Origin of the sequence: Burkholderia sp. 9120, assembly GCF_000745015.1 — a bacterium.
Taxonomy (GTDB): Bacteria; Pseudomonadota; Gammaproteobacteria; order Burkholderiales; family Burkholderiaceae; genus Paraburkholderia.
In genome coordinates, this window is sequence record NZ_JQNA01000001.1 from 17,316 (window position 1) to 30,835 (window position 13,520).

The 13,520-nt window shown below is 64.2% G+C and carries 11 protein-coding genes and 1 pseudogene; 6 read left to right on the plus strand and 6 right to left on the minus strand.

All coding sequences use genetic code 11. The features are described 5' to 3' along the window. Positions 1 to 74 precede the first annotated feature (74 nt). Positions 75 to 1,034 (plus strand): LysR family transcriptional regulator, encoded by a 960-nt coding sequence (locus FA94_RS00075; protein WP_035548897.1) that lies wholly within the window; start codon positions 75 to 77, stop codon positions 1,032 to 1,034. Positions 1,035 to 1,176: 142 nt separating this feature from the next. Here the strand turns inward: FA94_RS00075 and FA94_RS00080 are convergent, their stop codons facing one another. Further along, the gene (locus tag FA94_RS00080) at positions 1,177 to 1,926 is read right to left on the minus strand and encodes a sulfite exporter TauE/SafE family protein (protein ID WP_035545670.1); all 750 of its coding nucleotides are present in this window, start codon (positions 1,924 to 1,926) and stop codon (positions 1,177 to 1,179) included. 184 nt (positions 1,927 to 2,110) lie between these two features. On the opposite strand from FA94_RS00080, the gene FA94_RS00085 reads away from it, so the two are divergent. Then, positions 2,111 to 2,995: a LysR family transcriptional regulator gene (locus FA94_RS00085; RefSeq protein ID WP_035545672.1), complete on the plus strand. Its 885-nt coding sequence runs from the start codon at positions 2,111 to 2,113 to the stop codon at positions 2,993 to 2,995. Between the two features lie 64 nt (positions 2,996 to 3,059). Here FA94_RS00085 and catA read toward each other — a convergent pair whose 3' ends face one another. The 5 genes from catA to FA94_RS00110 all read right to left on the minus strand — a co-directional run bounded on the left by catA (position 3,060) and on the right by FA94_RS00110 (position 8,251). Then, on the minus strand, positions 3,060 to 3,968 hold the full coding sequence (catA, locus tag FA94_RS00090) for a catechol 1,2-dioxygenase (RefSeq protein ID WP_035545674.1): 909 nt from the start codon (positions 3,966 to 3,968) through the stop codon (positions 3,060 to 3,062). A gap of 96 nt (positions 3,969 to 4,064) precedes the next feature. After that, entirely contained in the window at positions 4,065 to 5,198 is a 1,134-nt protein-coding gene (locus FA94_RS00095; protein WP_035545676.1) for a muconate/chloromuconate family cycloisomerase, read from the minus strand. Positions 5,199 to 5,370: 172 nt separating this feature from the next. Next, positions 5,371 to 6,165 carry an ATP-binding cassette domain-containing protein gene (locus FA94_RS00100; protein ID WP_035545678.1) on the minus strand — a complete coding sequence of 265 codons (795 nt, stop codon included), beginning with the start codon at positions 6,163 to 6,165 and terminating at the stop codon, positions 5,371 to 5,373. Next, positions 6,165 to 7,103 (minus strand): ABC transporter permease, encoded by a 939-nt coding sequence (locus FA94_RS00105; protein WP_408304811.1) that lies wholly within the window; start codon positions 7,101 to 7,103, stop codon positions 6,165 to 6,167. The genes FA94_RS00100 and FA94_RS00105 overlap by 1 nt, the downstream gene beginning before the upstream one ends. A gap of 59 nt (positions 7,104 to 7,162) precedes the next feature. Further along, positions 7,163 to 8,251, minus strand: a complete 1,089-nt coding sequence (locus tag FA94_RS00110) for a sugar ABC transporter substrate-binding protein (protein WP_035545683.1) — start codon at positions 8,249 to 8,251, stop codon at positions 7,163 to 7,165. A gap of 374 nt (positions 8,252 to 8,625) precedes the next feature. Between FA94_RS00110 and FA94_RS00115 the strand changes: the two genes are divergently transcribed. The 4 genes and pseudogenes from FA94_RS00115 (at position 8,626) to FA94_RS00130 (ending at position 13,421) form a co-directional block, all read left to right on the plus strand. Then, positions 8,626 to 10,146, plus strand: a complete 1,521-nt coding sequence (locus FA94_RS00115; RefSeq protein ID WP_035545685.1) for a sensor domain-containing diguanylate cyclase — start codon at positions 8,626 to 8,628, stop codon at positions 10,144 to 10,146. Between the two features lie 251 nt (positions 10,147 to 10,397). Further along, positions 10,398 to 11,102, plus strand: a pseudogene (locus FA94_RS00120) (HPP family protein); the annotation flags it as partial. Between the two features lie 100 nt (positions 11,103 to 11,202). Then, the gene (locus tag FA94_RS00125) at positions 11,203 to 11,619 is read left to right on the plus strand and encodes a MarR family winged helix-turn-helix transcriptional regulator (protein ID WP_035545687.1); all 417 of its coding nucleotides are present in this window, start codon (positions 11,203 to 11,205) and stop codon (positions 11,617 to 11,619) included. Positions 11,620 to 11,621: 2 nt separating this feature from the next. Next, positions 11,622 to 13,421, plus strand: a complete 1,800-nt coding sequence (locus FA94_RS00130) for a chloride channel protein (RefSeq protein WP_035545689.1) — start codon at positions 11,622 to 11,624, stop codon at positions 13,419 to 13,421. The last annotated feature ends 99 nt before the right edge of the window (positions 13,422 to 13,520 follow it).

The following is a 13,520-nucleotide window of genomic DNA, read 5'->3' on the forward strand; positions in this document are numbered from 1 at the left end:
ATTATCTTGACTATAAATCTGGCTAATACCTCAGCCCTACTTTGCCGACCCACCGAGGCGAACCGATGACCCAACTGCGCGCGGACGTCACGCGTTTTCTGAACGACCGGCTCGACTGGAACCTGCTGCGCACCTTTCTCGTGATCATGCAGGAGCGCAGCGTGAGTCGCGCGGCGGCGCGTTTGCATCTCACGCAGCCCGCGGTCAGCCAGGCGCTCAAGCGGCTCGAAGACACGCTCGGGCGCACGCTGATCCAGCGCCGTGGTCCGCACTTCGAACCCACGCGCGCCGGTGAAGAGGTGTATCGCATCGCGAGCGATATCTACGGCCACATGTCGCGGCTCGAAACCGAACTCGACGATCGCAGCGACGACATCACCGGTTCGATCCGGCTGCTGAGCGTGAGCCGGATCGACTCGGGCGTCTACGACGAATTCCTCGCGGAATTCCACAAGACGTATCCGCGGGTGGATTTGCAGATCGAGGTGATGCGTTCGTCGGACATCATCTCGTCGCTGTTGCAGAAGACCGCGACCGCCGGGCTCGGACTGTGCCGCACGCCGGTCGACAAACTCGAACAGCGCTGTTTTCTGCGGCAACGGTATGCGCTTTTCTGCGGCCGGCATCATCGGCTGTTCGGGCGGCATGCGCTGTCGGTCGATCAGTTACTGGCGGAAAATTTCGTGTCGTTCACCAGCGATCAGATCGGCGACAGCCTGTCGCCGCTCACCGTGTTTCGCGATCAGCGCGGTTTTACGGGGCGCATCGTGGCCGCGTCGCCGAGTCTCGACGAAGTGCGGCGGCTGATCTTCGCGGGTTATGGCATCGGCTGTTTGCCGGAGCACATCGTGCGTGACGATCTCGCGCAACAGCGGCTGTGGCGTCTGCCGCCCGATGAAGGTCTGGTCGATGTCGATATCGATCTGCTGTGGCTGCGCGCGCGCAAGATGAATGCGGCCGAGCAGGCGTTTCTCGACGGCATGGAGCGCACGATGCAGCGCTATGCGCTGCCGGAGCGGCTCGCGCCGCGTTGAGCTTTACGGCTTGCCGCGCAGAAACGCGATCTGCGCGGCCACACTGGCCAGCACCGCCAGCGCGCCTAACGTATCCAGAATAGTGGCCCACACGTTCTCACCTCGCCTTCGTTTTGACTGTCGGTTGACTATCGGTCATGGGTTAAACGAGCACACGCGCCATCAGTTGAATGCCGAGCACGAGGAGACAGATAAAGAACCAGCGCCGGAAGGTTTCCGCACCGATGCGCCCGCGTATCCGCTGTCCGATCCACATGCCGAGCAGCGCGGGCACGACCGCGAACAGCGACTCGCGCAGATCGTCGACGGCGAACGCGTGCTCGCGGGCAAGACCGACCGCGAGCGCGATCGTGGACACGGTGAAGGACAGCCCAAGCGCCTGCACCATGTCTTCCTTCTTCAGCGCAAGACCCTGCAGATAAGGCACCGCCGGCACGGCGAACACGCCAGTGCCGCCGGTGATCACGCCCGTCACCACGCCGACTGCAGGCGACAGCCAGCGCTCGTGTCGCGCCGGCACCGAGAACCGCCAGGCCAGCAGACCGGCGGCCGCATAGAGCGATAACGCGGCGCCCAATCCGACGACGGCCCATGCCCCGCCGCCGCCCGCAATGAACGACGCCGCCGCGATCGTGCCGGCGACGATGCCCAGCATCATCGGCCAGAGCCGTCTGAGCAGCGCGCCGACATTCGGCCCCGCGAACAGTTGCCAGACATTCGTGACGAACGACGGCAACAGTAGCATCGCGGCCGCCTGAGCGGGCAGCATCAGCGTGCCGAGCACGGCCATCGCGACGGTCGGCAGTCCCATGCCGGTCACGCCCTTGACGAAGCCGGCCAGCACGAACGTCGCGGCCACCACGCCCGCCCGCATCGCAAACGAAGAGATCATTGGAGAGTTTTAGGGAAGCGATGTCGGCGATTGTCGATTGCGTCAACGCTGCCCACAATGCGTAAGATACGTACCGTGACTTAGGCTAGGGCTAAGGCTGAAACCCAGGCTGAAATTCACGCTAAAACCCAGGCCAAGGCCCAGGGTGAACCTTGGCGGCCTGCCGCCCACTACTACGCCCTCCATGCGCTTCGATCTCGTCGACTTACGGCTGTTTCTCTACATTCTCGAAACCGGCAGCATTACCCACGGCGCGGCACGCGCGAACCTGTCGCTGCCGTCGGCGAGCGCGCGGCTGCGCGGCATGGAAGACACGCTCGGCATGCCCCTGCTCGAACGCGGCCGGCGCGGTGTGGAATCGACGCCGACCGGCGACACGCTCGCGCATCACGCGCGGCTCGTGCTCGGCCAGATCGAACGGATGCAGGGCGAGCTCGGCGAGCATCAGGAAGGCCGTAAAGCCTGCATTCGCCTGTGGACCAATTCCGCGGCGATCACCGAGTTTCTGCCGTCGCCGATCGGCCGCTTTCTGCGCGATCACCCGAACGTGCAGATCGATCTGAAGGAACGCCAGAGCAGCGAAACGGTGAAAGCGGTGCTGACCGGCGCGGCGGAAATCGGCATCATTTCCGATGCGGTCGAACACGGCGCGTTGCAGACGCTACCGTTCGCGGTCGACAGACTGGTGCTGATCGCGAGCCGCGACGACCCGCTCGCGCAGTTGACCCGCACCACGCTGGCGGAGGTTGCCGGGCGGGAATTCATCGGCCTGAGCGCGGACAGCGCGTTGCAGGCCTACCTCGGCGAGCGCGCGCTGATGGCCGGGCGCACGCTCAGTTTCCGCGCCCACATGCGCACCTTCGACGGCGTCTGCTGCATGGTCGAGCAAGGCGCCGGCATCGGCATCGTGTCGGCTGCGGCGGCGCAGCGCTATCGCGGCACGCCCGGCATCGGCACGATCGAACTCGCGGATAGCTGGGCGACCCGCCAGTTGCTGATCTGCATGCGCGACCGGGACGCGATGCCGCGCGCGGAGAAGGCGCTGGTGGAGCATCTGGCGGGAGTTTGACGTTGCACGCTTTGACGTTCCACGCGTTGAGACCTCACGCTTCGAGACCTCACGCGTTGAAGCCTCACGCTTCGGCGCGCACACGCTCCACGTCGGCATCCGGCAGGTTGTCGCGTTCCTTGAACAGCGTGAAGTCGAAATCGATCAGCGCGAACCGACCGTCCACGCCATACGCCTGACCTTCCGCCCCTTCGGCCTGTTTGACGGCCGGCACGAGACCGTCTCGCGTGGCGAACGCGAAGTCGTCCCACAGATACGGATCGCCGTCGATATTGATCTGCGTGGTCAGCTTGCGACAACCGGGCGCGGAAATAAAGAAGTGGATATGCGCCGGACGATGCCCATGCCGGCCCAACTGGTCGAGCAGCAACTGCGTCTGTCCTTGCGGCGGCACGCTATAGCCCACGGGTACGACGCTGCGAAAGCTGTACTTACCCTCGGCATCGGTACGAATGGAGCGGCGCAGATTGAAGGCCGGCTGCGATTTGTCGAAATACGAGTAGTTGCCGAGATGGTTCGCGTGCCACACCTCGACCAGCGCATGAGCCAGCGGCTGGCCGCCCTCGCCGAGCACACGGCCGCGCATCACCAGCGTCTGGCCCGGATCGGTGCCGTCGTCGAGGCGCGCGTGTCCTTCCGACAGCGGCGCGCCCGCCACATACAACGGACCTTCAATCGTGCGCGGCGTGCCGCCCTCGATACCCGCCTTCGCCTCCGCTTCGTCCAGACGCAGATCGAGAAAATGCTCGAAGCCGAGACCCGCTGCAAGCAGACCCACTTCGCCGCTCTTGCCGGCATCGCCGAGATAGTTCAGCGCGGTCCAGAATTCGTCGGGCTGCACGTCGAGGTCTTCGATCGTATGGAACAGATCGCGCACGATCCGGTGGACGATCTGCTTCGCGCGCGGATTGCCCTCGCGGGTGGCGCTGTCGTTGATCTTTTGCAGCAGGGCGTCGATGGTTTGCGGGTTCATGAGGTATCTCCTTCGTTTGATGTTCGGGATGGCTAGCGGATGAGCCTTCCGTGCGTACTGGTGCGGATAAAGCTGCGGGTAATGCCGGGCGAGGCGCTAATGCGTAGCGCGCCGAAGGCGGTCGATCTTGTCCCAGTCGAGCGCGATGCCGAGACCGGGACCGTCAGGCAGATGCAGCGCGAAATTCTCGTAGCGCAGCGGTTCGGTGAGGATTTCTTCGGTGAGCAGCAAGGGGCCGAACAACTCGGTGCCCCACTTCAGCTCGCCGAAGGTGCTGAAGAGTTGCGCGGAGGCCATCGTGCCCACCGCGCCTTCGAGCATGGTGCCGCCGTAGAGATCGAGATGCGCGGCCGATGCGATCGCGGCCACTTGCGCCGCGCCGGCCAGACCGCCCGACTGCGCGATCTTCACCGCGAACACGTCGGCGGCGCGCGCGCTCGCGAGGGCGAACGCATCGGCGGGACCGTGCAGCGCTTCGTCGGCCATGATCGGCACGATGGCGAGGTCGGTCAGGCGTTTGAGGCCCGCGCGGTTGTGCGCCGCGATCGGTTGCTCGATTAGCGTCACGCCCGCGTCGGCGAAACGGCGCGCGGCCCAGATCGCTTCGGTTTCGCTCCACGCCTGGTTCACGTCCACCCGCACTTCGCCACGGCTTTCGAGCGCCCGCCCGATCGCGACCACATGCGCGACGTCGTCGGCCAATGCGCGCGCGCCGATTTTCAGTTTGAAAATGCGATGCCGCTTCGCTTCGTAGACGCGCGCGGCTTCGTCGATATCACGCTGCGTGTCGCCGCTCGCGAGCGTCCAGGCGACCTCGACGGAATCTCGCACGCGGCCGCCGAACAGTTCCGACAAGGGCACGCCGAGGCGCTGCGCCTGCGCGTCGAACAACGCGGTTTCCAGCGCGGATTTCGCAAACCGGTTGCCCTGGAACAATTTGCGCAGCGTCGCCATCGCGGCGCCTGGGCGCGTGGCGTCCCGCCCTTTGAGCAGGGGCGCGAAATAGGTGTCGATATTGATCTTGATGCTCTCGGGGCTCTCCTCGCCATACGCGAGCCCGCCGATGGTGGTGCCTTCACCGACGCCGACGATGCCGTCCGCGCAACGAATGCGCACCAGCACGAGGGTCTGGCAGTTCATCGTCGCGACCGAGAGGCGGTGCGGGCGAATCGTCGGCACGTCGACGAGGATCGTCTCCACGCTGTCGATCTTCACGGGTGCTGCTGTCATGCGTTGTCCTCCTGAACTGCGCGACTGAGGACACCATGGTAGAAACAAACCCGCGAAGCCGTCCAACACCGATTCCGACTACTTTCATACCTTGGCGGTATGGAAGGCGAAGCGTTCAGGGAAGTAGAGCTTCAGGCGGAATCACGCCGCGGCGGCGTAAAAACGGCCAGGATCACGACGCGGCGCTGCGCATTTCCCGATACTCGCGCCGCACGATCTCCATCAGTTCGGCCACCGAGGTACTGGCCGCTTCCCGCTGATAGGTCACGCGGCCGCGCTGCATCAGCATCACGCGATCGGCGATATCGAGCGTCTGCGCGTAGTTGTGCATGATCATGACGATGGAGAGCCCGCCCTTCTCCTTCAACCGTAAAATCAGGTCGATAATCAGCCCGGCCTCGCGAGCACCCATGGCCGCGAGCGGTTCGTCGAGCAGCAGAATCCTGGCATTGGAATTGACCGCGCGCGCCACCGCGATCGCCTGGCGCTGCCCGCCCGACAACTGCTCGACCGGCAGATCCACCGAAGGCACGTGCACGCCGATCTCGTCGAGACACTCCGCGGCGCGAGCGCGCATCGCGCGATTGTTCAGCAGCCGGAACGGACCCCGGCGGATGATCTCGCGATTCAGGAACATGTTGTGATAGATGCTGAGCGAGTTCGCCAGCGCCAGGTCCTGATACACGCATTCAATGCCCAGCGAGCGCGCGTGATCGACCGAGCGAAGCAGCGTTTCCTCGCCATGCACGAAGAGCTTGCCGCTGGTCTGCTGATGAAAGCCCGTCAGAATCTTGATCAGCGTCGACTTGCCCGCGCCGTTGTCGCCCAGCACGCCGAGTATTTCGCCCTGCCTGAGCGTCAGGCCCACGCCGTCGAGCGCCGTGACCGCGCCGAAACGCTTGACGATATCCTCGCCGCGCAGCGCTTCGGGTGGCACCTCGGGTGGCACTTCCCGCAGCGTCGCCATCACAACTCCCCCTTGCGCGCGAGCCGAACCACGTGGATGTTGAAGATCATCGCGGCCAGAATCGCGGCGCCGAGAATCATGTTGAACGTGAACGCGTTGATGCCGATCAGCGTGAACCCATCGTTGAGAATCCCCAGCACCGCCGCGCCGATCAGACCGCCGATGATCGTGCCCGATCCGCCGGCCAGGGGCGTACCGCCAATCACCGCCGCGGCGACCGCGAGGAACATGATCTGGTTGCCGCCCGCCTGCGGATCGATCGAGGTAATCCGGAAGCCTTCGAGAATGCCCGTGAAGCCCGCGAGGACCGCCGCGATCACGAAGTTGCCGAGTTTCAGGCGTCGAACGTGAATGCCGGCCTCGCTCGCGCCGAGCGGATTCGCGCCGCCCGCGATGGTATGCAAGCCCCAGCGCGTATGCCGCAACAACACATGCATGATGGCCGCGATCGCGACCGTCCAGATGATTTCGCTGTAACCCCACGCGCCCATGAAGGCGGCGAAATTCGCATTGTCCGGCGGCGACACCGGCGTGCCGCGCGAGATCGTCAGCGTGAAACCGTTGACGAAAAAGAGCGTACCGAGCGTAGTGACAAACGAAGGAATGCGCAGATACACCGTCACCGCGCCATTGATCAACCCCACCAGCGACGCCGCCAGCAGACCGGCGAGCAACGCGGCCCACACCGGCAGACCGGCTTCGGCCGCGAAATGCATGACGAACGGCGCGAACGCGAACACCATGCCGGCGGACAGATCGATCTCGCCGCCGATCATCAGCATGATTTCGCCGAACGCAATCAGCGCCACCGGCGCGATGAACTGCGACAGGTTTTCCAGGCTCGCGCCCGTCAGCAGGAAGTCATGATTCGCGGTTTCGAAATAGGCGCACAGAATCAGCGCTACCGCGAGAATACGAATCTCGCTGGAACGCCAGATGCGCCTCGACCCGAAGCGCCGGCGTTCGCGCGATGTCGAGGCGTCCGTCACGGAAGACGTCACCCTTTGATCCCACCCGTATGCGGCACGATCTGCGGCTTGGTGCTCTTGCCTTCATACCGCGTCGAGGTGCTCAGATACGGATCGACGCTGCCCTTGGTGACGAATTTCAGACCGGTGTTGACGTTCGCCGGTCCCACCAGCCCGCCGGAAGCGAGAAACACGAAGGCCTGCACCACGGTATAGAAACCTTGCACGTACGGCTGCTGGTCGATCGTGAAGTCGAGAAAGCCGTCGTGGATCAGTTCGACCGTGCGCGGCAACAGATCGAAGCCGCCGCCGTGCACGCCCTTGGACGGCAGGTTCGACGCCTTCATCACTTCGGCCACGCCTTGCGTGCTGCCCGCGTCGACCGCGAACATGCCTTTCAGGTCCTGATGTCCCAGATAGAAGGATTTGATCTTGGAGAGTTCTTCGTTGACCGTCGCGCCGGTCGCGATGGTCTGCACGTCGATCTTCTTGCCGGACTTCCTGATCGCGGCGACCGCGCCGTCGAGTCGCGGCTGAATGTTCAGTTGCCCGGGCGTCGCGATGAAGAGCGCGACCATCCCGCTATCGATCAGGCTCGCAATGCGCTCGCCCATCTGATACCCGGACAGATACAGATCCTGGCCGATGTACGCGAGCCGTGGATTCGACGTGCCTTGCGGCGCATCGGCGTTATAGGCGAACACCGGAATGCCGGCGTCGAGCGCGGCCTGGATCGGTTTGTCGAAGGCTTTCGGATCGACGATCGGCACGGCGATCGCGTCCGCCTTGCCGGCAATGGCCGCGTTGACCGCGTTCACCATCTCGGCGATATCCGCATTCGCGGAGCCGGTCCACTGGTAGTCCATACCGAGTAGAGCCGTGGCGTCCTGAATGCCGTACTGCGTCGGCACGAAGAAAGGATTCGTCGTGACGTGGTTGACGAAGACGATCTTCCAGCGCTTGTGATCCGGAAACGGCCCGCCTTCCGCCGCCTGGGCCACCTGGGTGGCGGCCAGGCCGCCGCCGAGCAGCGCCAGCGCCGCGCCGAGGCCCGCGCCTTGCAGCAGTCCGCGGCGTGTGTGTTGTACGTCGCCCTTGTCTTCCTGTTCGTCCGCCATGTCAGTCTCCAGTCGTTCAGTTATGGAATAACTCGCTGTGTGCATGACGGCGCAGGCCAGGAAAGCGCCGGTGCCGGGCTCCACCACACCCACAAACCCGTGTGCATGCGCGTGCGCCAGACAACCCCGAAGAAAATGCTATATCACGTACTTTTGCCCGCTAATCGATGTATACCCTGGACTCGTTAGAGGATTGCGAAGCACGCTTACCGTTAGCCGACGTCCGCCTCAAACAAACGGGAACAGGCGGTTTAAGCCTGATACCATGAGCACCGCATCAGCGAAGCGGGATGCCCGGCAGAGCCTGCCGCCACGGTGTCCTCCTGACGATCGACCCGGCGTCGCCAAAGCCGGGCTTGCGTGGTCCGATAAAGATGATAAAAACGGAAAACGATCTGCTTGCAAACTTCCGGGGGCTCGTCACACGGAAATTCGCGTCGTCGTCGCTACTCGTTGCGGGATGCGGCGCGGTGATCGCAATCGTCATGGTCGGGTTATGCGGAATCGTGCTTTACCAGAGCCGCCAGGACACGCTCGATCACACCCGCGAAACCTTGCGCGATATCGCGTTGATCGCCGAACGCGACATAGAACGCAATTTCGAGCTTTACGACCTCTCGCTGCAAGCCGTGGTCGACAACGTCAAGGACCCGGAGGTCATGGCGCTGTCGCCGAGAATGCGCCGTGAGGTGCTGTTCGACCGGGCTGCCAGCGCCAAATATCTGGGCTCGATCCTCGTGCTCGATGCCAAGGCCAATATCGTGATCGATTCCGGCGGCGACGTGCCGCGCCACGGCAATTTCGCCGACAGAAAATACTTCACCGTTCACCGCGACAACCCAAATGTTGGTACGTACGTCAGCGATCCTTACGAGTCGCGCCTGAGAGGCGGTTCGCCGAGTATCGCGCTGACCCGGCGCATTTCGAATCCCGACGGCTCGTTCGGCGGCATCGTGCTGCTGGCGGTCAATCTCGAGTATTTCCACGCGCTGTTCGCGGGGCTTTCGCTGGGGCCGCACGGTTCGCTGTCGCTGATCGGCAAAGACGGCGTGATGGTGATGCGACAGCCTTACGATTACAAGATTATCGGCCGCGATATCCGCAAAGCCAGCACCTTCCGTCATTTCATGGCGGCCAACGAAGGCAGTTTCGAAGACACCGCGTCGATCGACGGGGTTCGGCGCCTCTACTGGTTCAGGAATTTCCCCAACACGCCGATGATCATCATGGCCGCCGCCGCGGAAGATGACATCTACGCGAACTGGCGCCGCCGCGCGCTGACGATCGGGTCGCTGATGGTCGTGTTCGGTTCGGTGTTTATCGGCTTGACCTCGCTCCTCGGCATCCAGTTGCGGCGGCGCATGCGCGCGGAGTCGGAATTGCGCCTGCTGGCGCGAACCGACGGTCTGACGGGTTTGAACAATCGCCGCAGCCTCGGCGAGATTCTCGATACGGAATGGCGCCGCGCGAAACGCACTCGCAGCATGGTGTCGCTGCTGTTCGTCGATATCGACCGGTTCAAGTCGTACAACGATACCTACGGCCACCAGGCCGGCGACGATGCGCTAGCCGCCGTGGCGCGCTGCATTACCGACAGCATCCGGCGGCCGGCGGATACCGCCGCGCGTTACGGCGGCGAGGAATTTATCGTCGTGTTGCCCGATACGCCGGCGGAAGGCGCAACGGAAATCGCGGAACGGATTCGCAACGCCATTTCCGAATGCGCGATCGAACACGCCGGCAGCGAATATGGACGCGTGACCGCGAGTATCGGTGCGGTCAGTTGCGAGCCCCAGCGCGACGACGAAGTGACCGCCGTGATCAAAGCCGCGGACGAAGCGCTCTATGACGCCAAAGCGAGCGGGCGCAATAAGGTGTCAATGTCGCGGGTGTAGCGGTCGAATTCGGGCGCGTGCGACGGCGCCCGGCAAGCGCGCATATAGATCATGTTGTGATAGATGGGCCAACGGCTCGCCCTTCGCGAAACGCCAGGCCGCTGCTTAGTGGCCAATAAAGGCCACGACAGGCCCGCCAGCAATTTATATCACATTGACATATAATTGCGGCCACCGCGCCTTCGCGTTGCCGGGTTTTCTTCGGCAATTTCGCGCCCGGCATCGTCTTCAACCTCGCTCGTCCCTACACCGTGTTCCATTCCGTCGCGCTTCGCTGGCTGGCCCGTTTTATCCCCGCACCGGTTTCCGTGCGATGGCAGGAGCGCGTGCGTTCCTGTCTCGGCGCGCTGATCGGCATCGCTTTCACCAGCGGCTCCATGCGCCTGCTGCTCGGGCCCACGGCGAATATTCCGTTGCTGGTCGCGCCAATGGGCGCCTCCGCCGTGCTGCTGTTCGCCGTGCCCGCGAGCCCGCTGGCGCAGCCCTGGTCGCTGATCGGCGGCAATCTCGTTTCTGCCGCAATCGGTGTGACCTGCGCCAGCCTGATCGGCGACCCGACGCTCGCCGCCGCGTTGGCCGTCGCGCTGTCGATCTGCGGCATGTTCGCGCTGCGCTGCGTTCACCCGCCGTCGGGCGCGGTGGCGTTGACGGCAGTGCTGGGCGGCCCCGCCATTCACGCGCTGGGCTACCGCTTCGTGCTGGAGCCAATAGCGATCCAGTCGGCCGCGCTGCTGGCGGCGGCGCTGGTTTATCACGCCGCGACCGGCCACCGCTACCCGCACGCGCACCGGCCAGGCCGCGCCGCGACCGGCAACGCCGTTGGCGAACCGCCGCACGCCGGCTTTACCCGCGCGGATTTCGAAGCGGTGCTGAAGCGTCGCAGCGAAATGCTGGACATCGACCCGGACGATCTCGAAGCGCTGCTGCATGAAGTGGAACTTCAGGCCATGTCGCGCGGTTCCAAAGGCAACGCCCAAAGCATGCAAAGCGCTAACCGAGCGCCCGCGCAAGCCATTGCATCATCTCGTGATACGAATTCCGACCAGCAGACACGCCATGAAAGCACGCACTAACGGCTTGAAAAAAACCGACTTCGAGCAACTGTCGGAGTTTCGCTACCAGATGCGCCGCTTTGAACGCTTCTCCGAACAGGCCGCGCAGAGCGAAGGCATCACGCCGCTGCAGTATCTGCTGCTGCTGCATATCAAGGGCTATCCGGAGCGCGACTGGGCGAGCGTCGGCGAACTGGCGGAACGCTTGCAGTCGCAACATCACGGCGTGGTCGCGCTGGTGTCGCGTTGCGAAGCGCTCAATCTGGTGCGCCGCCAGGTCAGCGAAACCGATCGCCGCCAGGTGGAAGTGCATCTCGAGAAAGCCGGTGAACGGGTGCTGGCGCGACTGGCGGAATTGCACCGGGCGGAGTTGAAATCGCTGCAGGGCGCGTTCCAGGTTCCACAGATCGACTACGAGTAATCATGAGCACAGCCTCACACAAGCGCGATTTTGCAGCCAACGCGCGGCTGCCCGGCATTTTTGCGTTGGCCGCGTGCATCGGCGCGGTCAGTACGCTCGCGGCGTACGCCCTGCTGAATCTGATTCGCCTGTTCACCAATCTGTTCTTCTTCGGCACGCTGTCGTTCGTCGAACGCTCGCCGGCTGGAAATACGCTCGGTCTTTGGGTGATCGGCGTGCCGGCGGTGGGCGGTCTGATCGTCGGTCTGATCGCGCGTTACGGTTCCGAGAAAATTCGCGGCCACGGTATTCCGGAGGCGATCGAAGCCATCCTGTTCGGCAAGAGCCGCATGTCGCCGAAAGTGGCGCTGCTCAAGCCGTTGTCGTCCGGTATCGTGATCGGCAGCGGCGGGCCGTTCGGTGCGGAAGGCCCGATCATCATGACCGGCGGCGCACTCGGCTCGCTGATCGCGCAATGCGTGAAGGTCACCGCGGCGGAGCGCAAGACGCTGCTGGTTGCCGGCGCCGCGGCCGGCATGACCGCCGTGTTCGGCACACCCGTAGCGGCCGTGCTGCTGGCGGTCGAACTGTTGCTGTTCGAATGGCGGCCACGCAGCTTCCTGCCGGTGGCGATCGCCTGCGCGGTGGCCGGTTTCGCTCGCGCGCTGTGCTTCGGCGCGGGCCCGCTCTTTCCGCTTGAAACTGCTGTGCCGGATAGCTGGGCGCTGCTGTCCTGCGTGATTGCCGGCCTGCTGTCGGGCGCGCTCGCGTCCGGACTTTCCGCGGCGTTGTACAAGACCGAAGATCTGTTCGGCAAGCTGCCGGTTCACTGGATGTGGTGGCCCGCGCTCGGTGGGATCGTCGTCGGTATCGGCGGCTGGCTCGAACCGCGTGCGCTCGGTGTCGGTTACGACGTGATCGGCGACCTGCTGCATCAGCACATCGCATTGCAAATCGCCCTGCTGCTGCTCGCCGTGAAGGCGGTGATGTGGGTCGTCGCGCTCGGCTCCGGCACTTCCGGCGGCGTGCTCGCGCCGCTATTGATGCTCGGCGCCGGCCTCGGCACGGTGCTGTCGCACTGGCTGCCGGGCAACCAGCCGGCGCTGTGGCCGCTCGTCTGCATGGCGGCCACGCTGGGCGCGACGCTCGGTGCACCGTTGACGGCGATCGTGTTCGCTTTCGGCCTGACTCATGACAGCAATGCGCTGCTGCCGCTGTTGACGGCCACGCTGATCGCGCATGGCTTTTCGACGGTGGTCATGCGCCGTTCGATCATGACGGAGAAAATCGCCCGGCGCGGGTATCACATCTATCGCGAGTACGGCGTCGATCCGCTCGAACGTCATTACGTCGACGAGGTCATGACGGCCACCGTCGACTCGATCGATGCCACCATGACGGTCGGCGCGGCACTGAACGCGTATTTCGGCGCCGGCCAGTTGCGTCGCGCTTATCCGGTCACACGCGACGGCGCGGTGATCGGTGTGGCCGACCGGGCAACACTCGACCGCTTCTGTCGCGACGATGAAGCTCTTGCACGCGCGGCGACACTCGCCGACGTGTTCGCTCAAACGGCGCCGGTCTTTGCGTTGTCGTCCGAAACCTGCCGGCTCGTCGCCACGCGGCTGGCCGTGCAGGGACTCGAACGGCTGCCCGTGGTGGCCGACGGCAAGACGCTGCGCCTCGTGGGCATCGTGTCGCGCAGCGACCTGGTGAAGCCGTCGTTGAGCCACTTCGAAGAAGAACACAAGCGGGAACGTTTCAGAAGGCTCGTCCCGATGCCGGCCAGGCGACGTTTTGCGGCGGGTCGCAAAGCCGGCTGAAGGCAACCGCCGCCCGCGCCGCGCGAGAATCTGCGTGGCAAACCGCGTGGCAAATTGCGTAACAAACCGCGGCAATCGATCAGCGCACCTCTCCCTCAG